The following is a 19,374-nucleotide window of genomic DNA, read 5'->3' as shown; positions in this document are numbered from 1 at the left end:
ATCATGGGAAATAGTATTTCAACCGCAGACATTACGTTCTGCATCAAGACGATTCACCGACCTTGGTCCTGCCATCGGCTGGTCCAGTCGTTGCGTGAGCACATTGGCGATCCCAAAATCATTGTGGTCGACGACGGTAAGCCTGAACTGCGGTTTTCACAGAAATTCCCCGAGTCTGCGGTGGCATGCCAGGTCATTCATCCAGCGGATTTTGATGTCGGCGTCAGCATCGGTCGAAACATCGCGATCGATGCTGTGGAAACCCCCTTCGTCTTCATGCTCGACGACGACCACGTTGTCACGTCCAACTTGAATCTTGATCGGGTTTGCAAACGCTTTGCCGCCAACCCGATCGACATACTCGGAGTTCGCCAAGGAAGCGGCGGAAGACCAACAATGCTGTCCAAGCTTATGAACGGTAAACGAATCTGGGTCCATCGCGGTGAGACACGGCGAAACGGCTATGTCGCCTGGTGCGACATGTCGTCCAATGCGTTCCTCGCTCGAACCGAAACGATTCGCGAACTTCGTTGGGATGGAGAACTGAAAACACTGGAACACTGGGAGTTCTTCTACCGTGCCAAACTTGCCGAATTGAACGTCGCGGTTGCTGGTGACTGTTTCATTCGGCACGAGCACGTCGAGTCGAAAGATTACCGCGTGCTGCGACATCGTTCAAAGTTCCGAGCGATTGGACTTCGTAAGCACGGCTTTCATTCGATGCGGATGCCGGGTGGAGGTGTCGTGAATGTCTAATCAACCCAGCGGTGTGCTTCCATCGGGTATTGAGGTGCTGGTCGCCTCAGTCGGAGGCGTCGGCACAACGATGCTTCTCCGGCACATTGGTAAATTCCGAAAGACGAATCACCCATCCGATCACGATGGTTTGAAACACATCCCCATCCCGCCGACAGATGTTGGTGGCACGGCGAAATATGTCTACGTCTTCGGTGATCCAATCGACTCAGTGATCTCGCTCTTTCGACGCAACTACCAATCACAGCAATCTCGCAAGCTGCAGCGTTTCCAAGCCAGCAAGTCCATTATCGGATCAGGCACAACCCTGCACAGCTACGCAAGGCACCGAGTCGATCGACTGCCGATCAAGCGTCATTTCCAAAATTGGCATTCGTTTTACCTTGCCGTTCCGACGCTGTTCGTTCGCTATGAAACGATGCATGACAACGTCGAAGCAATCGCGTGTTTTGCGGGCTTGCCGAGATCGTTTGTCGACGACTTTCCAGCGAACCAACCACGCCAGTCCCGCCTTAACGACTTACCGATTGATGTTCGCAACGGACTGTTGGCGATGTACGGAGACTTCCGGACCGAGCTTGATCAATTACCGGACTGCTTCTTGAGGCAGCCTTCTGTGTCCGCCACGCAGGTGACGACCCCATGACGCATTCCAACACCGAACGCTTGTTTGTCAGCTATCGACAATCCAGTGGTGGCCGTTCCGGTCATTGCCTGAAGGACCTTTTTACGTCCGTGATCGTTGCTCAATTGAGCGGCGGGCAGGCGACCTTCAATCAGGATTGGACTCGCCAGAGAATCATTCCAGTCGTGGGGGTTCGAGAACAATTGGCGAGCGAGCCATTGGGAATCGCCCCTATCGAGTATCGCACCAACCGGGCTGGCTGGGGTGGGATGCGATTCGAGGACGTCGCGTGGTTGCTTGATTGGATCGAATCAAAACGAGTGCCTTCGGCGACAACAGTCATTCAATTGACCGGGCTTTGTCGCATCCATCTCTTCCAGGTCCACAACTGGGAAAATGAAGGGCTCATTCCTTCGGGCACGTATCAAGCTCTGATCGATCAGCTTTGTCAAATGCTATGGCGTGGTCCTCGGCCTCTGCGAAACGCAGGCAGCCCGACCCGGATTGCCATTCATGCTAGACGAGGCGATGTCGCGAATCCCCAGAGCAGATTATTCAAGTCGATGGGACCGGGCAAGGTTTGGAACGCAGAGTTTTACCAGCAATGCGTCGATCACTTTCGAGGGCTCAATCCAGAATCTGAAATCACCATTTATAGCGAAGCCATCAATGCTGCTGATTTGAGAACGATCAAAAGGTGCGAGCTAAATCTAGGTCACCGGAAAGACGTGCGTCGCCATTTCCGAGCGTTGGTGAACGCCGACATTCTGGTTCCCGCCAATTCGAGTTTCTCGACATGGGCGGCTTACCTCTCTGCTGGCGAGGTGCATGTGTTCCAACGCGAGCACATCAAGCATTTTGCCCATGTGACACCACCTGACAACTTTCGATTCTGCGAATTGGGAGAAAACTCCTGCCATGACTAACAACTTATCAAACGCGAGATCGCAAGCCACCTTCTGCATCAAGACGATTCATCGCCCGCAGTGCTGTGCCGCGCTCGTCCGCAGCATCCATCAGTACTACGGCGAAGACCGTCCGCTGATTCATGTGCTCGACGACGGGAAACCGGAGTTGCGTTTCTCGGCAATTTGTCCCGACGAAGCGGCGATGGTCGATCAGCTGATAGAGACCGAATACGACATCGGCTTGTCGGCCGGCCGGAACCGGTTACTCGACGCTGGCGACACCCCAGTCGTGGTTTTTGCGGACGACGACCACCTTGTTACGGCCAAAACTCGACTCTCCAAGTTGATTCGCAAACTGAATCAGCATCACGATCTCGATCTGTTGGCCGCGCTCAGTAACCAGCAAGAACGGCCGAAGCTACTTCGCGTCGACGACAAGACGCTGCGGATTCCTCGCGGCTATTACAAAAAGCGTGGATCCATCTGCTGGTGCCACTATGTCGGCAACTGCTTTGTTGCGTATCGAGACATCCTGCAGGCGATCCGCTGGGACGAATCACTCAAGGTCGAAGAACACTGGGACTTCTTCTGGCGATGAAAACTCGCCGGCATGAACGTCGCCGTCGACTTGAACCATTCGTTCAAACACAAACACGTCGACCCGCCCGGCTACGTTCGCAATCGGCCCGAGTATCTCGAAGCTGGTCTCAAGAAGCACGGACTGCGGAAGGTGATGTGGCGATGATTGAAATACCAGCTCTTGAGTTCCACCTTGCTCACGGGTGCAACCTTTCGTGCCAACAGTGCAGCCACTACAGCAACTTTCATCTGGCGGGTCGAATGCCGACGCCTGATGATGCGCGAGGTGAGTACTCGCACTGGTCACATCGAATCCGACCGAAGCGATTCGCGTTGCTCGGTGGCGAGCCGCTGCTGAACCCTCACCTGATTGAGCACATACGATTGGCCCGTGAATCATGGCCCGACTCCGACTTGATGCTCGTCACCAACGGATTCTTCTTCGATCGCCATCCCGATCTGCCTGTAACGCTCGTCGAAACCGACTGCCGACTCGAAGTCAGCCAACATGGAACGCACGAACCCTATCTGGCTCGATTCAACGAAGCGAAGAAAACGGTGTGGCAATGGCGTTCCGACTATCCCGGAATCCAAATCAAAATTCGCCAGTCGCATCGCGGTTGGATGCGACAATACCGAGTCGAAGATGGCAAACCGATGCCATTCGATTCCAAACCCGCTGCAGCTTATCGGATCTGTATGCAGAAAACCTGCACGCAACTGTTTCGTGACTGCCTATGGAAATGCCCAGCATTGGCGTACCACGCATTGCTGGAACAGCGACTGCGCCTTGAAGGATTGTCGGCATGGCAGTTGTTTCGCGATTACAAAGCCTGCCCCCGGACCGCTAGCGACAATGAATTGCGCTCGTTCGTTGAAACCAAAGCCATTCCGCAATGCGGACTTTGTCCGGGCAAGCGTGTGCCGTTCAAACATCCCGACCCGAGTCAAAGGAGTGAGATTCGATGACTTTCCCACCTGGTTCAAGCAGCGGCGACATTCCGCCGCCATGGTATCCATTTGTTCCACCATTCGATCCACCGGGCAGCTCATCACCCCCGACGCCAACTGATACACTGGAGGGCTCAAGTACCGATGACGATACATCCAGCGACGAGCGTCCTGACTGGTGGCCCGATGATTTCCCTTGGCCACCGGAGCCCGAAGAACCGGTCGTGATCGAATCGCCACCACCGCTACGAACAATCATCTGGCCGCGGCTCCCACCGGATCATCCGTATCACGTACCACCGGGCTACTCGTATCCCGACAACTTGCCCGATGGACATCCTGGGCACTACTACCCAGGCATGCCGCCTTATCCCGTCGTGTATCCTGGTGACGGGGCCGACGGTTGGTCAAGCTACGCTGATTCGTACGACGATTGAAATTCGTGGGCACGACAAACTCTTCTACACACAAGCCAGCGTCACGCTGGCTTGTGTCGTTTGGCACCGCCGGTATTCGATTTGTTGAAGGGAATGTACAACTAGCACTTCGTAACAAAACGTTTCATTTCAACATGGAGACACGAAGTGGCCAAGAAGAAAGCAACCAAAGCAGCCGTCAAGAAAACGCCTGCAAAGAAGAAAGCCCCAACCCTCAACGACTTATACAATGAAGTCTCTCGAAAAGCAGATACAGACGGTTTGAAAATCAGCGTCGCCGAGACCAAGCGAGTATTGGCATGCTTTTTCGATGTCCTCGAAGACTACAAACCGGCCGAAGCATTCGACTTCGTCGCCAAAGGTCTGAAGCGCGCGGGTACTCGGCGTCGCTAAGATGACGGCGAAGCAGGTTCTTTCGGCGGTTCGCGCGGTGGCTCGCGAGGATAAGGCTGCGTTTCTGCCTGGGTTCTTTCAGGCGGTGGCCGGTGGGTACGGCGAGGGCGATCGGTTTCTTGGCTGCGTGGTGCCGGACCAGCGGAAGGTGGCTCGGCAGTTTCGTGATTTGTCGCGAGATGAATTGATAAAACTGTTTGCGTCGCCCTGGCATGAGTGTCGGCTGACCGGAATGTTGATTCTGGTTGGTCAGTACGAACAGGCGGCGAAGCCGAAGAATCCTCATCGTGATTTTGAATGCCGCGAGATTGTGGACTTCTACTTGGCGAACCTCGATGCGGTGAACAATTGGGACATCGTTGACACGACCTCCCCAAAGATTCTCGGGGCTTGGTTGGTTGAAAATTACGATGAACGAAGCGTTCTCGATCGGCTGGCGGCGAGCGAGGTGTTGTGGGAGCGACGCGTGGCGGTGTTGGCGACTCTCTCGCTCATCAAGAATGACGAGTTCGAGGAAATCGTCGAGCTTGCCGAGCGTCTGATGGATGATGGGCACGACTTGATGAACAAGGCAATCGGATGGATGCTTCGCGAGATGGGCAAACGCGATCAGTCTCGATTGGAAAGGTTCTTAAAGAAACATGCCAGGACAATGCCGCGCACGATGCTTCGTTATTCAATTGAAAAGTTGTCGAGGGAAGACCGAACGAAATGGATGAACCAGTGACCGAGCAGCTTGTTGAGAAAGTCGAAGCCATCGTCCGCGAACGCATGGACGGGCAGGCTGCGGGTCATGGCATGGATCATGTGCTTCGGGTGCTGGTGTCTGCGCGTGCGATTCAATCAGAAGTCGGCGGCGAATTGCAGATCGTTGAATTGGCGGCTTTGCTGCACGACGTCGGCGATGCGAAGTTCCATGACGGCGTCGAGCGGAGTGCCGAGTTCGCTCGTGAAATTCTGAGCGGCCTGGGTGCGGGCGATGATTTGATCGAGCATGTCGCTCACATCGTCGATAACATCTCGTTCCGCAAAGGAGACTCCGCGAAACCGCTATCGCTGCAAGGCCAAATTGTGCAGGACGCGGATCGGCTGGACGCACTCGGAGCGATCGGGATCGTGCGGACGATCGAGTACGGTGCAGCGTTTGACCAGCCGTTCCATTTGCCTGACGCCGGTGACGCGAAAACGGGCGTTGGGCATTTCCACGAAAAGCTGTTCAAACTGAAGTCGTTGATGAACACCGACGCGGGCCGGCGTATGGCGGAAGACCGCGAGGCATTCATGCGAACTTTTTTGAATCAGTTTCTGCTTGAGTGCGGAGAGGCATCCTGACACCGCGTCAGTGACGCTTCTTGCTCTTCCACGTGCCGCCGTATTGGTAGTGCGAGTTGCCCGGTTTGACTTTTTCGAGGCACGCGGGGCAGACGAATATCCACTGGCCGTCTTCGTCTATGCGAACGCGGTAGAGCACGTCGCGGGTTTCTTCGCAGCGGGTACACGCCTTGGTGCGGACGCGTTTGATCTTCGCCATCGCACTAGCCACGCTGCGATTTGGCTCGGAAGCGACGTTGCTCGTCACCGGCGTCGGTTTCGGCGAATTTGGCTTCGTGCTTGGTCGTGCGGCCTTGCGTTCGCTTTCGCCACATTTTGAACGAGTTCGCGGTCATCTCGGATCGCATCATCTTGATGACGTCGCCGGGCGTTAGACCGAACTGGTCGCGGATCGCGTCGAAGCTGGTTCGATCCTCCCACGCCATCATGATGACGCGGTCGATCTGGCCGCGGGTGAGTTCACCTTTAGGTCGCGGGATTCCGATTTCTTTGTTGTTGCTCATGCATCATCATTACAGTGGGTCAAACTGCTTGGCTCCTGGCGGCATTTTTGGCTGGTCTTGATAGATTTAGACTATCCAGTCAATGAACCAAGGCTTGCCGAGCATCTTGGAAAGTTTGAATAGTGAACTGAGAAGTTTGAAAAGCCAATCGAGCAATCTCGGCGGCAACCGAGTGAAGTTCGTTTGATAAGGATTGACAAACAACTGTGATCGATGTGCCTGAATTTTGAAGCCGGGGAATGGTGCTACAATGCTGGATGATGATACGAGCCCGCCATTCGGCACTTAAAGGACGATCCATGTCGCTGCATCTGATTCCTGCTTCTCGAAGGCGATTTGTTCAAGCATCTCTGGCCACCGCGGCGGTCACATTGGGATGTCCTTCCCTGATGGCGGCGACGGAAGAATCTGCCGATCACTGGGCACTGTTGGCCGACACGCACATCGCCGCGGACAAGAACGCGGTCTCTCGTGGTGCGCACATGTTCGATAACTTCAACAAGATCATCGACGAACTGCTGGCTGAAGAAAACAAGCCGCTCGGCGTGATCATCAATGGCGACTGTGCCCGCTTAAGGGGACGGCCAGGTGACTACGCAACGTTGCGAGAAGCTGTCGATCGAATTACTACAGCAGGTTTGCCCGTACACATGACGATGGGCAACCACGACGATCGCGATCCGTTCTATGGTGCGTTCACAAAACAGAAACCCGATGCTGTGTTGGTCGACGGAAAACACGTCGCAATTCTGCCAGGACGTCACGCTAATTTGTTTTTGGTGGATTCGCTGAACATCGTCAATGAAGTCTCAGGCAAACTTGGAGAGATTCAGTTGCAGTGGCTTGCCAAGTCGCTAGCCGAACACAGCGACAAGACCGCGATCGTGATCGGCCACCACGATCCACAGTTCCTACCGAAAGGTTCAACTGCAAAAGTGAGTGGTTTGGCGGATACGGCGAAGTTTATTGATGTGTTGCATTCGCAGCCGCACGTTCAAGCGTATTTCTACGGTCACACGCATGACTGGAAGCTGACCAAAACATCAGAGGGCGTTCTTTTGATCAACCAACCGCCCTGTGCATACGTCTTCAATCCCAAGCGTCCAAACGGATGGGTGCTATTAGAAGTCCAAGTAGAAACGCTCGCGGTTGAACTGCGAGCGCTAAACAAGCAACATCCGCAGCATGGCGAATCCCACACGTTGGAGCATCGATTTACGACTGTGTCTTAGTCGCGGTCCAAGCGATCCTCAGCGACAACGGACGTTTCCATGGCTCCCACGGTCTCTATGACAAAGCGATCCTCTATGATGAGTCCGTGAAAGCTCCCTTCATTGTGTTTGACGGGCGCGTTGCGAAAGCAGATCGGGGGCGCCGTGAGCCTGCTCTGATGTCTTCAGTCGATGTCGCGCCGACCATCGTCTCGTATGCAGGGCTCAAGATTCCAGATAACATGCAGGGCCGCGACCTGACTCCAGTGATTCAGCAAACTCAAGACCGCGAGCGTCATGCAGTGATCAGCTCGCAAGAAGGGCATCCTCAACAATGATGAAAATGATCACGAAAATACTCTGTTCACTTAGCGCCATATCCGCGCTCTCTACCTGTGCGTTTGCCGTAACGGGGTTTGCTGATGAGCAACCCAACATCGTCCTGATTTTCGCCGACGATCTTGGTTATGGCGATCTCAGTTGCTATGGCGCGACCAAGCTGCAGACTCCAAACATCGACAGGCTGGCAAAAGAGGGACGTCGTTTTACCGATGCCCATTCGGCATCGGCAGTCTGTACGCCCTCTCGCTATGCCTTGCTGACTGGCGAATATCCTCACCGGAAAAGCCTGTATGCGCCAGTGTTTTTGAAAACCGGATTGGTGATTGATCACGACCAGCAGACGATTGCGAGCGTATTGAAGGATGCCGGCTATGAAACGGCAATCATCGGCAAGTGGCACCTCGGCTTTGGTGACAAGACCCCTGACTGGAACGGTGAACTAAAACCCGGCCCGCTGGAGCTGGGCTTTGATTATTATTTCGGGTTGCCTGTCGTGAACAGTCATCCGCCTTTTGTGTATGTGGAAAATCATCGGGTGGTGGGAATGGTGCCCGAAGATCCGTTTGTCTATGGGAAGAAGGCGAAGACCCAGGAAATTCCCGAGAAGATGAAACTTGATAACATCGGCGGTGCCGATGCGGCGCATGCGCTCTATGACGATTATCAAGTCGGTACCACGCTGACCAAAAAAACGGTCCAGTGGATTAAGGAATGCGGCGAAAAAAAATTCTTCCTTTGCTTGTCGACTACGAACATTCACCACCCGTTTACGCCGGCTCCCCGTTTTCAGGGCACCAGTGAATGCGGATTGTATGGCGACTTCGTGCACGAGCTGGACTGGATCGTCGGCGAGGTCGTGAAAACGCTGGAGCAGCAGGGGGTGGCGGACAATACGCTGATCATTGTCACCAGCGATAACGGCGGCATGTTTAATCATACCGGCCAGGAAACGTGGAAGATGGGGCATGCCTTAAACGGTAAATATCTCGGTTTCAAGTTCGATGCATGGGAAGGAGGGCACCGCGTTCCGTTTATTGTCCGTTGGCCTGGCAAGGTGGAAGCTGGAAGCACATCCGATGAGCTGATCTGCAACGTGGACATGATCGCCAGTTTTGCCGCGTTGACCGGTCAGACGCTGCAAGACGGCCAGGGTCAGGATAGCGTCAACATCCTGCCGGCTCTGACGGGCGGATCGGTGGAGCGGGATCATCTGTTGTTGTCACCCTTTAAGAAAAGCCACCTTTCCATCCGTAAAGGGAAATGGATGTATATTGGCGGGCAGGGCGGAGGCGGATTCACTTCTAAAGAGGTCGGAAATCACGGTTTCGGTGGCCCGGCGGCGATTACATTTACTGGGCGTGAAAACAGTGATATTGAAAACGGGAAGATCAAAAAAGGCGCGCCGCCTGCTCAGCTTTATGATCTGAAAAACGATCCGGCGCAGACGACCAATCTGTATAACAGTTATCCCGAAGTTGTGCAGGAGATGGAGGCTTTGCTGAAAAGCTACAAGCCGGCTACTTCGATTAAAAAGAAAGCAAAGAAATAATCATGAGAATAATCACGACAGTAGTCTGTTCACTTAGCGCCTTTGCTGCGCTCTCTACCTGTGCGGTTCACGCGCAAGAATCGGTAAGCATTGTGTCATTGCTAAAGGAAATGGTGGATCGCGATTCGGTGGCGCGTTTTCCGGAAACGGATTTTCGCCTCAAGCAACATAGCAGCTACAATCGAGCATCGAAGACACCCGAGGAGCCGAAGGGCTGGTTTACCAACCAGGACTATAATCCTAAGCGCGCGAATACCCACAACTTCATTCGTATCGAAGAGAACAATGGCCGCAAAGAGTGGGTGTTGATGGACCACCAGGCTCCTGGCGCAATTGTCCGGACTTGGATGCCTTGGCTCAATCAGAAGAAGCCTGGCACGGATATAACAATGCGGATCTATCTTGATGGTTCCGAGGAGCCTGCGTTTGAGGGGAATATGTTGGGCCTGTTCGACGGCACCGGCTTGATCCCTTACCCTCTCGCGCACCCGTCGCTGCGCTCTGCGGTGAGTTTCTTCCCGATCCCTTATGCCAAGAGCTGCAAAGTCACCACGGATAGCAAGCCGTTCTTCTTTCAGTTTACCTTTCGTGAATACACGGAAGGCACTCCGATTAAGACCTTCACCATGGCTGATTTCGATGCGGCCAAAGAACTGACCGAGGCAACGGGCAAACAGCTGCTCCATCCCACTGCCGTTGGTGCAGGCGATCCGCTGAAATTCAGTGCCACACTCGATGATCAAGCAGAGCAGTCGCTGCAACTGCCAGCGGGTGTGGCCTCGGTGCGAGAGCTATCGGTTAAGCTCGGGGATTACTCAAACCCAAACATCACACGATTGGTCGTGCTGAAGATGGAGTTTGATGGTAAGCCGACTGTCTGGTGCCCGATCGGAGATTTCTTTGGCTCTGGTATTGGTTTGAATCCTGTGGAAGGTTGGTATCGCACCGTGTCTGAAGACGGCACGATGAGTTGCCGCTGGGTCATGCCCTATCAAAAGGGTGGGAAAGTTTCGTTGCTCAATCTGAGTGGTGCACCGGTGGATGCGGAGCTGGAAGTCAAAACTGGCGACTGGAAGTGGGACGAGGATTCCATGTATTTTCATGCTGCTTGGCACGGTCAGTATCCAGTGCCAACACGTCCTTTTTCGGATTGGAACTACGTCACCCTCAAGGGCAAAGGCGTCTATGTCGGCGATACATTGACCATCATGAACCCGGTTGAAAAGTGGTGGGGCGAAGGCGATGAGAAGATCTGGGTCGATGGCGAGGACTTTCCCTCTATTTTCGGAACGGGAACCGAAGACTACTACGCGTATTCCTGGGGAGGTCGCAGCACAGACTTCTACCAACACCCTTTCCACGCTCAGCCGTTTGCCAATAAATACAACAAGTTAAACCGCAAACCAGAATCCGATGACTCCCGCAATGCGCAAGGGTTCAGCGTGGAAACACGTAGTCGTGCCTTGGATACGATGCCCTTTGGTAGCTCTCTCCAATTGGATATGGAAGTGTGGTCAGGCACGGATTGCGACATGGGCTACCAAGTTGGAACGTACTGGTACGCCTATCCAGAAACTACGTCCAACCGCAAGCCGGAACCCGCGGAAGTGCTCAATGTGCCGCCGCTACCGGATGGCATCACGGGACTCGAGCCTTAAACGCTGTCGAGTGAACTGTCCCGTGTCAATCAATCTTTACACACCCGATCGCCGTACCGCATTCTCGTACCAATTGGAGTTCGACACGAAAGCCGATCAATGGACCGAAGTCAAACTTCCCGTCGATAAGTTCGTCGCTCATTCCTACGGCCGCCCCATGCCCAACATGAAGCTGACGCCCAGCCAAGTTCATTCCGTCGGCATCTTGCTCGGTGACAAGAAGCCAGGGCCGTTCGAGATATTGGTTGACTCGATCGTGGTTGAGTGAGATGAGTGAAAAGCAAAAGATGCTCGCCGGTCAACCTTACGATCCCGCTGACAGTGAGCTGACGGCCGATCGCCTGCACGCGCGGAAGCTACTCCATGTGTTGAACAACGCCGAACCGGGCGACGCCGATAGTTTGAGAAACGTTTGCCGCGAACTGTTCGGAAGCGGTGGAGATACCGTTTGGCTCGAACCACCTTTTCGCTGCGATTACGGGACCAACATCTATCTTGGCGAGAAGGTGTATTTCAACTTCGACTGCGTGATCTTGGACGTTTGCGAAGTGCGGATCGGGAACAATGTGTTCATCGCTCCCGGCGTTCACATCTATGCCGCCACGCATCCACTCGACGCAGAACTGCGCCGCACCCAAGAGTTCGGCAAACCTGTCACGATCGGAAATGATGTGTGGATCGGCGGTAGAGCGATCATTTGTCCTGGCGTAACGATTGGCGACCGCAGTGTCATAGGTGCCGGCAGCGTGGTGTCGAAGGACGTGCCGGCCGGAGTTGTTGCGGCTGGCAATCCTTGCCGAGTGATTCGTGAACTTGAATAACTAAGAGGGTAGTGGACGGTTACTTCCTCAACATTTGGGTGAAAACTGCCGGACGCGGCTTCACTCGATCCAGTACTTCGGATGATTGAGGGCGTCAGAGCAGCGGATAGTTCCCTCGCAATTCTCAATCGTGCCGGGCGTCAGTTCCGCCACCATCCACGCATCTGCGTTTTGAGGTGGGATCGGGTAGGTTGCTTGAAGACCTTGGGCACCGGCGGGCTTGAATCCGAAACGAGAATAGTAATCCTGATAGCCGAGGACAAAGACGAGGTTCACGCCGGAAGCCTTCAGCTGGCTTAGACCTTCACGCGTTAGGCGAGCACCAATTCCCTGACGTTGCCGATTCTGAACAACGGCCAGCGGCGCGAGAATCCGTGTACTGACTTGGCTATGGTCCGGTTCAATTTTCACAGACGTAAAAAGAAGGTGGCCAACCAATCCGGCATCAGTTTCAGCAACGAGCGATAGCATTGGATCGCCGGAAGCGTCATCGAGCATCTCATCGACCAGCTTGACGATCACCGGACCTTCGTCCTCGCCGAAGGCGTTCATGTGGACCGCAAGAATTGCATCGCGATCCTGTTCCGCGGCTACTCGAATCCTGCCTGTCTCTTGGGTCTTCATTGAAGTGCCAACAGAACGAGGATACAACTGCCATCGTCGATGACGGTGATGCCCGATTCGCGTGCGGATTCACTGGCCTGATCGTCTTCGGCTCCGGGTTGCATCCAAATGTGCTTCACTCCGGCCGCGATTGCGTCGGCGACGACTTTGCGCGTGACCTCGGGCGGTGTGATGATTGAGAGAGCTTCGGGGACGAGCGGTAGGTCGGCGATCGACGGGTAGGCTTGGTGGCCTTCGATTTCGTCTTGGGCTGGATTGAGCGGGTAGGTCTCTCGGTTGGCGGCGAGCAGGGCGCGGAAGACCTTGTTGCCGTACTTGTGTTGACGATTGGATGCGCCGGCGACTGCGTAGGTTTTCGCAGCGAGAAACTTCTCGATTGAGTTCATAGAGAGTTACGTATCGAGGGTTGGCTCTGCATCGACAATGCTTGCACTACGGTTTCAACAATGTCCTATCCCGTTAAACTAACCGCATGGAACAACTGCGGGAACTACACTTCGACGATCTGAACGCGGCGGCCCGAGAGGCACGATCGCTACTGCAGAGCGGATACAACCAGAATGGCAATTGGTCGCTGGGGCAAATTTGCCGCCATCTGGTACTGGTGCAAGATCCGAGTGTTGATGGCTATCCGAAGTGGATGTCGTTCTTCGCGTTCTTGCGTCCTGTGATGCGGCGAATCCTCTTGCCGAAAGTTCTCAGTGTCGATTCACCGCGTGGAATTCGTACAGCGTCGATGTTCGTTCCGCCGGCCGATCTGGATGACGCTGGTGAGGTTGAGGCTTTTGCTGCGAGCGTGGATCGGTTCTACGCTCACGTTGGTGACTATGCTCCGCATCCAGCGTTTGGGCGACTGCCACGTGAGCGGATTGAGCAAATTCATTCTGCACATGCCGCTCACCACTTGCGTTTCCTTGTACCCCGCGACTGATTTATTTTCGCGTCCAATGAGTACTTTCGAGCCTGAGCGGTGTTTCATGTTCGTGTGAGGCACTGTCGGCCAAGAATGTTTTTCGCAGAAGCTGACATTTTTGGCGAACCATATCGCTGCGAAAGAGTCTATCTCTCCGAACACACAAGTCACATTCATAGACAAGCGAGTAACGAGCTTTCTGATGTTATCAAAAAACCAATCCAGTCGACTCGAACAGATACACGAAGGCAATGCGTTCGGCGGGCAACCGTTGAATACAGATAATGCCCCGGCGTATCCGCGTCTGATGTGACACTCGCTTTCAAAAGCGAACGACTTCTTTATGAAGGCTCGGTGTCACGCAGACATCGAGCCTTTTTTCGTGTCCATACCGGACGAACCCAACAAGCCAACATGGGCTGGTAGCTGAGACGGTCTAGCGGCGGTCTGAAGAACCGCAGACGAGGATTCGAGCGCCTCCCGGCCCACTGACAAGGAAGATATGCGCCGACGGAATCGGCAACACACATCGGATACAGGTGCAGATGGAAGCACGCCTGCTTTGGGAGCAGGAGGGTCTCGGTTCGACTCCGAGGTGTCCGACTTGAATAGGAACCACATGGTAGTCGAGGGCTGGTTGCCCAAACACGGCTGATAACCGAGTTGCGCTGAGTTCAATTCCCAGGGCTACCACTTTGGAAGTTTGAAGTTGGAAAAGTGAAGTTTGAAAGGAGAGAAACGATGCGAAGCATCCAACTGTCATGCCTACAGTCTAAACGCCTAATACCTAAGGCCTACTCTGGGGTTGTGGTGTAACTGGCAGCATGACGGACTTTTAATCCGTTCGGTGAGGGTTCAACTCCCTTCGGCCCCATCGGCTACGCATCGGCGTGTAGCTCAGGGGTAAGAGCGGCGTCCTTATAAGGCGACGGTCGCGGGTTCAATTCCCGCCACGCCGACTGAACGAAGCAACGACGACAACACATGGGATTGTGGCAGACAAGGTAGTGCATCGGACTCTTAATCCAAGCGATGTGAGTTCGATTCTCACCGATCCCACTTGAGACATTTTGAAAGAAGCACTGATGGTCTAACGGCAAGACTCCTCCGTCGTAACGAGGTGATGCGGGTTCGATTCCGGCTCGGTGCTCTTTTGACGCTTCGGCGTTATTGATTTTTGACAATTTGGTAGTGATGCATTTTTGCGCCCATGATGTAGCGGTAGCCTGCTGCCTTGCCATGGCGGAAGTGTGGGTTCGACTCCCACTGGGCGCTTTGCAGATTCCGGTGTGGCCCAATGGTAAGGCGGCTCCCTGTTAAGGAGACGAGTGATGGTTCGAGTCCATCCGCCGGAGCTTCGCGAAGTTTGAAGGGTGAAGCGAGAAGTGTGGAATAGCTCGCTTCGTTCCACACCTCGCCCTTCAAACTTCCGCATATTTCGTGTCCTTGGCCGAGCGGCAAAGGTTCCGGACTTCCAATCCGGCTAGGTGGGTTCGACTCCCGCAGGACACTCTTTTGATTGTGAGAACTCTCTCCGGCGCGTAGTCGCGACGTGAGCCTTTGAAGCTCGCTGATCGGGTTCAATTCCCGGACGGAGTGCTTTACAAAGTTTTGTTACGCCGGAGTAGCAGTTGTTGGTCGCTGCACCTCGCTCTGAACGAGGAGTTCATTGGTTCGATTCCAGTCTCCGGTGCTGTGGCCAGATCTGGTGTTGGTTTCCAGAGACTCACTGTGAATGAGTTTGTCGCCGGTTCAATTCCGGTTGGTCACCCTCGTGCGAACATTTTCGGTGGCAAGTTCCTCTGGGAAGGAAGCTTGATTGTCTATCAAGTTGCTGCGGGTTCGACTCCCGTTGCCATCGCTTTCTATTCGCCGCATTCGACTACTGGCTAGGTCGGCTGCTTCTCAGGCAGCAGGAAGGAGATCGAAACTCCTATGCGGTACTCGCTTCGATCGAAGCAACAAAACGGCGTGGTAGATTCTGATGGCAGAATCGTCTGGTTTTCATCCAGGAGTTCGCGGGTTCGATTCCCGCTCACGTCACTGCGTTTGATCACGCAATACGGAAGTCACCCGGCCGGATGAGGACACTGTCTTGAAAACAGCTGCGGTCAAAAACCGTTGTGGGTTCGAGTCCCACGGCTTCCGCTCGACAACATGGGAGCGTTTCCACACGGGAGGTTGTAACCCTTCTGCCTTTAATTGTGTGGTAGTCGGCGAGAGGTGCGATTCCTTGCGTTCCCACTTTTGAAACAGACGTCTCTGGTGTAACGGTAGCACTGCTGATTCCAAACCAGTTAGTCAGGGTTCAAATCCTTGGGGACGTGCTTTTCTCGGTCCTGTGGTCCAACGGCGACGACACCTGTTTTACACGCAGGAAACGATGGTTCGATTCCATCCGGGACTACTGCCGGCGTCACGGTGACGCTGGTCCGCGATTAACCAAGGAGAACGACGATGTCCAGAAATGTGAAGTACGTGCAATGTGCGATGAGACGCAACATCGCCGGCGGATCAGTGCGAACGACATCGTACATCCCTCAAGAGTTTGCGAAGATCGGCCGCGTCCTGAGGTTGAAAGACGACAACGTCGGTTGGGTCGATGGCTGGGTGGTCGAATGTGTCGGTGACGTGATCGTCGAAGGCGACCAACTCCCTGATTCGCACAAGGCGATCAAGAACCATCGCAAGTCGACCGGCGATAGCACGCCGCGCCTGCATGCGTAACACGTTGGCAGCCAAGGGAAGGACGCGGTCGGTCGCGTTCTTCCCAGCGGCACCAGCGATCAACGCCTAGATACGCCAACCGGCCGAGCGGCTCGACTTAAACCCGAGTGATTGCAGGTTCGACTCCTGCTCTGGGCACTTTTCAAATTCAATGAAGAACAACATGGGGCGCTCGTCCAACGGGAAGACGTCTGTTTTGCACGCAGAAAATCGGGGTTCGATTCCCCGGTGCTCCACTCGCGCTGAGGTAGGCCAACGGCGAGCCGCTTGTCTTAGGAACAAGTGCTTGCGGGTTCGACTCCCGCCCTCAGTACTGATTCAACATGCTGTGGTACGCAAACCGGCAAAGCGGCGAATTTCAAACGTTCGTGTTTGAGGGTTCGACTCCCTCCCGCGGCATTAGCCGATTAGCTTTTAGCTGATTAGCCGTTAGCTCTTCCGGATGGAGCGGATCAAGGCGGCTAGGACTTTCGATGTTTCGTTCAACTTGGATTGAAAATCCGTGTGGTCAGCTCCAAAACCAAGGCGGACGCCAAGCGAGGTTTGATACTCGAGTTCTCGTAGCGAACCGTATGCGATATCGAGGAATCGCAAAAACTCGGCTTCTGTCTGCCTTCCACATCCTTCAACGATGTTTGATGGGACCGACACTGCGGCACGCCGCATCTGCGATGTCAAGCCAAACTGCTCTTCACGCGGAAAGTTCGCAGTGAACTTGTACGTCAGCAACGCGACTTCATCGGCCAATTCAAAAGCACGTAGTTTATTGTGATCTCTCATTTGTTTCTCCTGACAAGTGAAGCTAATTGCTAAACGGCTAACAGCTAACAAGCTACCTCATTGCGGGTGAGCCAGGCTCATCCGGGCCTCATAAGCCTGGACCGTCGGGTGCGACCCCCGAACCCGCTACTTTTGGCTAGCTGATTAGCAGTTGGCTTGTTAGCGATTAGCTTTTTCGGATGGAACGGATCAACGCTGCCAAGACCTTCGATGTCTCGGTAAGTTTAGTCTTCAATTCCGGCGATTCCGCAGCAAAGCCGAGGCGGGAAGCGAGCGATGTTTGGTATTCAACCTCTCGCAGTGAACCGTAGGCGATGTCTAGGAAACGAACAAAGTCGGCTTCGCTTTGACGTCCGCATCCTTCAACGATGTTCGATGGGATCGACACCGCGGCCCGTCGCATTTGCGATGTCAGTCCGAATTGTTCCTCTCGCGGAAAACTGGACGTGAATTTGTAGATCAACAGTGCAACTTCATCCGCCAAAGTGAAGGCCCGCAGTTTCGTGTGGTCTCGCATGTCTTGTTCCCCATTTTTTGCTAACGGCTAACTAGCTAAATGCTAACAAGCTACCCCGATCGCGTGGTCCAGCGGCTAAGACGCCTGCGTGACAAGCAGGAGACCGATGGTTCGATTCCATCCGTGATCACTGAAGAATAGCTAATTCGCCCTTAGCCAATTCGCATTTAGCTAATTGCTAACACGCTAAACGCTAACGAGCTATTCCTGGAAGGCAGCCGGATACGGTTTGCCGGGCCGCACTGCTAACGCGTGCCACCTTCGGGTGATGAGGGTTCGACTCCCTCGCCTTCCGCTTATGCTAGCCGTTTAGCGGTTAGCAAATTGGAGGATTAGCAAGAACAGATTAGCTAACTGCTAACAAGCTAAACGCTAACCAGCTATTCCTGGCTCGATGGTGAAACGGACATCATCTCTGGCTTCTAACCAGAAGTTCCGGGTTCGATTCCTGGTCGAGCTACTAATGCGACAACCAAGCCGACGTGGCTCGACATAGAAAGGCGCTGCTCTTGTAAAGCAGATCATGCTGGTGCGAACCCAGTCGTCGGCTCTTGTGACTTAATGACCAATAACATGACTCGTGAGTGTGCTGGATAGCACGGCAGTCCTCGAAACTGTCGGACCAGGTTCGATTCCTGGACGAGTTACTTGCCTCGGCGGTGTCAGGAGCGAGCAGCCACCTGGTTACTGCGATCACCTCTCGGAATGAACGCTCTGAATTGCCACATCTGAAAGCTTGTTCTCCACATCGGCTCCGCTCCGAGGCTCCTTACACAATCACTAAAAACAGAAACGCAAGCATCGAAAGGAGGTGCGACATGATGATTTCAGGTGCAGGACGAGAGTTCATTATCAAGGACACGCACCGCGGCTTGTACTACGAAGACGGCAAGCTGACCAAGGTGCTCGAAGCTGGTCGTTACAAGATTCCACCGCGCAAGCAGTGGTTCAACGAACTGCCAACGGTCGAGTGCATGCTGGTCGACATCCGCGAACGCGAGTTGACGATCAAGGGCCAGGAAATTCTGACCGCTGACAAGGTCGCCATCCGAGTCAGCATCTTGGTGCAGTTCCGTGTGACCGATCCGAAGTCTGCGATCCACACAGTGGACCAGTTCGAGGACCGACTTTACAGCGATGTGCAATTGGCAGCGCGTCGATCGCTTGCGTCGATGAATCTGGAAGAGATTCTCACCAACCGAAACCGGTTGAGCGAAGACATCCTTTCAGACGTAACGGAGTCTGCGAATGGTTACGGTGTTGCGATTCGTCGCGCTGACGTGAAGGACTTGATCTTCCCAGGAAACCTGCAGGAGATCATGAACCGAGTGTTGGCGGCGGAGCGACAGAGCCAAGCACAGTTGGTGGAGGCTCGAACGCGAGCGGAAGTTGAGCAAATCGAGTCTGAATCACGAGCAGAGATCACGCGACGAGATGCTGAAGCGGATGCGGAAGCCCTTCGATTGCGAGAGCAAGCAGAGGCCGAGCGCCAGCGAGCGAAGGTGGATGCGGAAACGCAGGCCTACGAGCAACGTGCGAAGGCAGCATCAGTGTTGGAAGGACACCCAGCGTTGTTGCGACTGGCTGAGCTTGAAACGCTTCGTGATTTGGCAAAGAACGCCAACGCACGACTGTATCTCGATCTCGAAAGAGGTCGAGTGAGTCAGGAGGAATAATCGTCGACGAAGAATGATTCGCGAAGGACGCGAACCAGACCGAGTCGAACGATGTCACCTACGCAGTGCCGG

25 protein-coding genes and 24 tRNA genes are annotated in these 19,374 nt (G+C 54.2%); 43 read left to right on the top strand and 6 right to left on the bottom strand.

What is annotated here, in order from left to right:
* The first annotated feature begins 3 nt into the window (after window positions 1–3).
* The 10 genes from NB063_RS08585 to NB063_RS08545 all read left to right on the top strand — a co-directional run bounded on the left by NB063_RS08585 (window position 4) and on the right by NB063_RS08545 (window position 5,981).
* Complete coding sequence (locus NB063_RS08585) at window positions 4–756, top strand: glycosyltransferase family 2 protein (RefSeq protein ID WP_250928331.1); 753 nt, start codon at window positions 4–6, stop codon at window positions 754–756.
* Complete coding sequence (locus NB063_RS08580) at window positions 749–1,402, top strand: sulfotransferase domain-containing protein (RefSeq protein WP_250928330.1); 654 nt, start codon at window positions 749–751, stop codon at window positions 1,400–1,402. Before NB063_RS08585 ends, NB063_RS08580 begins: the two co-directional genes overlap by 8 nt.
* Window positions 1,399–2,307 (top strand): alpha-1,2-fucosyltransferase, encoded by a 909-nt coding sequence (locus NB063_RS08575; protein ID WP_250928329.1) that lies wholly within the window; start codon window positions 1,399–1,401, stop codon window positions 2,305–2,307. The genes NB063_RS08580 and NB063_RS08575 overlap by 4 nt, the downstream gene beginning before the upstream one ends.
* Complete coding sequence (locus NB063_RS08570; protein WP_250928328.1) at window positions 2,300–2,887, top strand: glycosyltransferase; 588 nt, start codon at window positions 2,300–2,302, stop codon at window positions 2,885–2,887. Before NB063_RS08575 ends, NB063_RS08570 begins: the two co-directional genes overlap by 8 nt.
* 12 nt (window positions 2,888–2,899) lie before the next feature.
* Window positions 2,900–3,034, top strand: coding sequence for a hypothetical protein (locus tag NB063_RS32220; RefSeq protein WP_261367273.1), 135 nt, complete (start codon window positions 2,900–2,902; stop codon window positions 3,032–3,034).
* Window positions 3,031–3,837 (top strand): radical SAM protein, encoded by an 807-nt coding sequence (locus tag NB063_RS08565; protein ID WP_250928327.1) that lies wholly within the window; start codon window positions 3,031–3,033, stop codon window positions 3,835–3,837. The genes NB063_RS32220 and NB063_RS08565 overlap by 4 nt, the downstream gene beginning before the upstream one ends.
* Window positions 3,834–4,256, top strand: coding sequence for a hypothetical protein (locus NB063_RS08560; RefSeq protein WP_250928326.1), 423 nt, complete (start codon window positions 3,834–3,836; stop codon window positions 4,254–4,256). Before NB063_RS08565 ends, NB063_RS08560 begins: the two co-directional genes overlap by 4 nt.
* A gap of 147 nt (window positions 4,257–4,403) precedes the next feature.
* Window positions 4,404–4,649 carry a hypothetical protein gene (locus tag NB063_RS08555; protein ID WP_250928325.1) on the top strand — a complete coding sequence of 82 codons (246 nt, stop codon included), beginning with the start codon at window positions 4,404–4,406 and terminating at the stop codon, window positions 4,647–4,649.
* Window position 4,650: 1 nt separating this feature from the next.
* Complete coding sequence (locus tag NB063_RS08550) at window positions 4,651–5,376, top strand: DNA alkylation repair protein (protein ID WP_250928324.1); 726 nt, start codon at window positions 4,651–4,653, stop codon at window positions 5,374–5,376.
* Entirely contained in the window at window positions 5,361–5,981 is a 621-nt protein-coding gene (locus NB063_RS08545; RefSeq protein ID WP_250928323.1) for an HD domain-containing protein, read from the top strand. Before NB063_RS08550 ends, NB063_RS08545 begins: the two co-directional genes overlap by 16 nt.
* 7 nt (window positions 5,982–5,988) lie before the next feature.
* Here NB063_RS08545 and NB063_RS08540 read toward each other — a convergent pair whose 3' ends face one another.
* Window positions 5,989–6,180, bottom strand: a complete 192-nt coding sequence (locus NB063_RS08540) for a hypothetical protein (protein ID WP_250928322.1) — start codon at window positions 6,178–6,180, stop codon at window positions 5,989–5,991.
* A gap of 4 nt (window positions 6,181–6,184) precedes the next feature.
* A complete protein-coding gene (locus NB063_RS08535) occupies window positions 6,185–6,484 on the bottom strand; it encodes a TIGR03643 family protein (RefSeq protein ID WP_250928321.1) in 300 nt (99 codons plus the stop codon).
* 299 nt (window positions 6,485–6,783) lie between these two features.
* Here NB063_RS08535 and NB063_RS08530 point away from each other — a divergent pair, with 299 nt between their 5' ends.
* The 6 genes from NB063_RS08530 (at window position 6,784) to NB063_RS08505 (ending at window position 12,065) form a co-directional block, all read left to right on the top strand.
* A complete protein-coding gene (locus NB063_RS08530; RefSeq protein ID WP_250928320.1) occupies window positions 6,784–7,716 on the top strand; it encodes a metallophosphoesterase family protein in 933 nt (310 codons plus the stop codon).
* Between the two features lie 86 nt (window positions 7,717–7,802).
* Entirely contained in the window at window positions 7,803–8,033 is a 231-nt protein-coding gene (locus NB063_RS32565; RefSeq protein WP_407652572.1) for a sulfatase/phosphatase domain-containing protein, read from the top strand.
* Window positions 8,030–9,586, top strand: a complete 1,557-nt coding sequence (locus tag NB063_RS08520) for a sulfatase-like hydrolase/transferase (protein WP_322975092.1) — start codon at window positions 8,030–8,032, stop codon at window positions 9,584–9,586. Before NB063_RS32565 ends, NB063_RS08520 begins: the two co-directional genes overlap by 4 nt.
* A 2-nt stretch (window positions 9,587–9,588) precedes the next feature.
* The gene (locus NB063_RS08515) at window positions 9,589–11,244 is read left to right on the top strand and encodes a glycoside hydrolase family 172 protein (RefSeq protein ID WP_250928318.1); all 1,656 of its coding nucleotides are present in this window, start codon (window positions 9,589–9,591) and stop codon (window positions 11,242–11,244) included.
* Window positions 11,245–11,266: 22 nt separating this feature from the next.
* A complete protein-coding gene (locus NB063_RS08510) occupies window positions 11,267–11,512 on the top strand; it encodes a CIA30 family protein (protein WP_250928317.1) in 246 nt (81 codons plus the stop codon).
* A 1-nt stretch (window position 11,513) separates the two neighbouring features.
* On the top strand, window positions 11,514–12,065 hold the full coding sequence (locus tag NB063_RS08505; protein WP_250928316.1) for a sugar O-acetyltransferase: 552 nt from the start codon (window positions 11,514–11,516) through the stop codon (window positions 12,063–12,065).
* A gap of 60 nt (window positions 12,066–12,125) precedes the next feature.
* Here the strand turns inward: NB063_RS08505 and NB063_RS08500 are convergent, their stop codons facing one another.
* Window positions 12,126–12,689, bottom strand: coding sequence for a GNAT family N-acetyltransferase (locus NB063_RS08500; protein WP_250928315.1), 564 nt, complete (start codon window positions 12,687–12,689; stop codon window positions 12,126–12,128).
* On the bottom strand, window positions 12,686–13,075 hold the full coding sequence (locus NB063_RS08495; RefSeq protein ID WP_250928314.1) for a CoA-binding protein: 390 nt from the start codon (window positions 13,073–13,075) through the stop codon (window positions 12,686–12,688). Before NB063_RS08495 ends, NB063_RS08500 begins: the two co-directional genes overlap by 4 nt.
* 86 nt (window positions 13,076–13,161) lie before the next feature.
* Here NB063_RS08495 and NB063_RS08490 point away from each other — a divergent pair, with 86 nt between their 5' ends.
* The 22 genes from NB063_RS08490 (at window position 13,162) to NB063_RS08385 (ending at window position 16,728) form a co-directional block, all read left to right on the top strand.
* Window positions 13,162–13,620: a DUF1569 domain-containing protein gene (locus NB063_RS08490; RefSeq protein WP_250928313.1), complete on the top strand. Its 459-nt coding sequence runs from the start codon at window positions 13,162–13,164 to the stop codon at window positions 13,618–13,620.
* 398 nt (window positions 13,621–14,018) lie between these two features.
* A tRNA-Phe gene (locus tag NB063_RS08485) sits at window positions 14,019–14,090 on the top strand.
* Between the two features lie 42 nt (window positions 14,091–14,132).
* Window positions 14,133–14,205 (top strand) — tRNA-Pro (locus NB063_RS08480).
* Window positions 14,206–14,403: 198 nt separating this feature from the next.
* Window positions 14,404–14,476, top strand: a tRNA-Lys gene (locus NB063_RS08475).
* Between the two features lie 12 nt (window positions 14,477–14,488).
* Window positions 14,489–14,561: transfer RNA gene (locus tag NB063_RS08470), tRNA-Ile, on the top strand.
* A 27-nt stretch (window positions 14,562–14,588) separates the two neighbouring features.
* Window positions 14,589–14,661 (top strand) — tRNA-Lys (locus NB063_RS08465).
* Between the two features lie 20 nt (window positions 14,662–14,681).
* Window positions 14,682–14,752 (top strand) — tRNA-Thr (locus NB063_RS08460).
* A 54-nt stretch (window positions 14,753–14,806) separates the two neighbouring features.
* Window positions 14,807–14,877 (top strand) — tRNA-Gly (locus NB063_RS08455).
* An 8-nt stretch (window positions 14,878–14,885) separates the two neighbouring features.
* Window positions 14,886–14,957: transfer RNA gene (locus NB063_RS08450), tRNA-Asn, on the top strand.
* 85 nt (window positions 14,958–15,042) lie between these two features.
* Window positions 15,043–15,114 (top strand) — tRNA-Gly (locus tag NB063_RS08445).
* A gap of 106 nt (window positions 15,115–15,220) precedes the next feature.
* A tRNA-Gln gene (locus NB063_RS08440) sits at window positions 15,221–15,295 on the top strand.
* A gap of 2 nt (window positions 15,296–15,297) precedes the next feature.
* Window positions 15,298–15,373, top strand: a tRNA-His gene (locus tag NB063_RS08435).
* Window positions 15,374–15,390: 17 nt separating this feature from the next.
* Window positions 15,391–15,463: transfer RNA gene (locus NB063_RS08430), tRNA-Asp, on the top strand.
* Between the two features lie 107 nt (window positions 15,464–15,570).
* Window positions 15,571–15,645: transfer RNA gene (locus NB063_RS08425), tRNA-Glu, on the top strand.
* Between the two features lie 21 nt (window positions 15,646–15,666).
* Window positions 15,667–15,750 (top strand) — tRNA-Ser (locus NB063_RS08420).
* A gap of 108 nt (window positions 15,751–15,858) precedes the next feature.
* A tRNA-Trp gene (locus tag NB063_RS08415) sits at window positions 15,859–15,929 on the top strand.
* Between the two features lie 8 nt (window positions 15,930–15,937).
* Window positions 15,938–16,009 (top strand) — tRNA-Val (locus tag NB063_RS08410).
* Between the two features lie 50 nt (window positions 16,010–16,059).
* Window positions 16,060–16,329 carry a hypothetical protein gene (locus NB063_RS08405; protein WP_250928312.1) on the top strand — a complete coding sequence of 90 codons (270 nt, stop codon included), beginning with the start codon at window positions 16,060–16,062 and terminating at the stop codon, window positions 16,327–16,329.
* Between the two features lie 64 nt (window positions 16,330–16,393).
* Window positions 16,394–16,467 (top strand) — tRNA-Leu (locus tag NB063_RS08400).
* A gap of 27 nt (window positions 16,468–16,494) precedes the next feature.
* Window positions 16,495–16,565: transfer RNA gene (locus tag NB063_RS08395), tRNA-Ala, on the top strand.
* Window positions 16,566–16,570: 5 nt separating this feature from the next.
* Window positions 16,571–16,642 (top strand) — tRNA-Leu (locus NB063_RS08390).
* A 12-nt stretch (window positions 16,643–16,654) separates the two neighbouring features.
* A tRNA-Leu gene (locus NB063_RS08385) sits at window positions 16,655–16,728 on the top strand.
* A gap of 30 nt (window positions 16,729–16,758) precedes the next feature.
* Here NB063_RS08385 and NB063_RS08380 read toward each other — a convergent pair.
* Both NB063_RS08380 and NB063_RS08375 read right to left on the bottom strand, forming a co-directional pair.
* The gene (locus NB063_RS08380; protein WP_250928311.1) at window positions 16,759–17,109 is read right to left on the bottom strand and encodes a four helix bundle protein; all 351 of its coding nucleotides are present in this window, start codon (window positions 17,107–17,109) and stop codon (window positions 16,759–16,761) included.
* A gap of 166 nt (window positions 17,110–17,275) precedes the next feature.
* On the bottom strand, window positions 17,276–17,626 hold the full coding sequence (locus NB063_RS08375) for a four helix bundle protein (RefSeq protein WP_250928310.1): 351 nt from the start codon (window positions 17,624–17,626) through the stop codon (window positions 17,276–17,278).
* Between the two features lie 57 nt (window positions 17,627–17,683).
* Between NB063_RS08375 and NB063_RS08370 the strand changes: the two genes are divergently transcribed.
* From NB063_RS08370 to NB063_RS08350, 5 genes are all read left to right on the top strand, one after another.
* A tRNA-Val gene (locus NB063_RS08370) sits at window positions 17,684–17,756 on the top strand.
* Window positions 17,757–17,835: 79 nt separating this feature from the next.
* Window positions 17,836–17,921 (top strand) — tRNA-Ser (locus NB063_RS08365).
* Window positions 17,922–18,014: 93 nt separating this feature from the next.
* Window positions 18,015–18,086: transfer RNA gene (locus NB063_RS08360), tRNA-Arg, on the top strand.
* A 16-nt stretch (window positions 18,087–18,102) separates the two neighbouring features.
* Window positions 18,103–18,176, top strand: a tRNA-Thr gene (locus NB063_RS08355).
* A gap of 268 nt (window positions 18,177–18,444) precedes the next feature.
* Window positions 18,445–19,302, top strand: coding sequence for a slipin family protein (locus tag NB063_RS08350; RefSeq protein WP_250928309.1), 858 nt, complete (start codon window positions 18,445–18,447; stop codon window positions 19,300–19,302).
* Window positions 19,303–19,374: the final 72 nt, after the last annotated feature.

The organism is Aporhodopirellula aestuarii, assembly GCF_023701485.1.
In the GTDB taxonomy this organism is placed as follows: domain Bacteria; phylum Planctomycetota; class Planctomycetia; order Pirellulales; family Pirellulaceae; genus Rhodopirellula; species Rhodopirellula aestuarii.
Note: the sequence above shows the minus strand (reverse complement) of the source record. Positions and strands in the feature narration are given on the sequence as shown.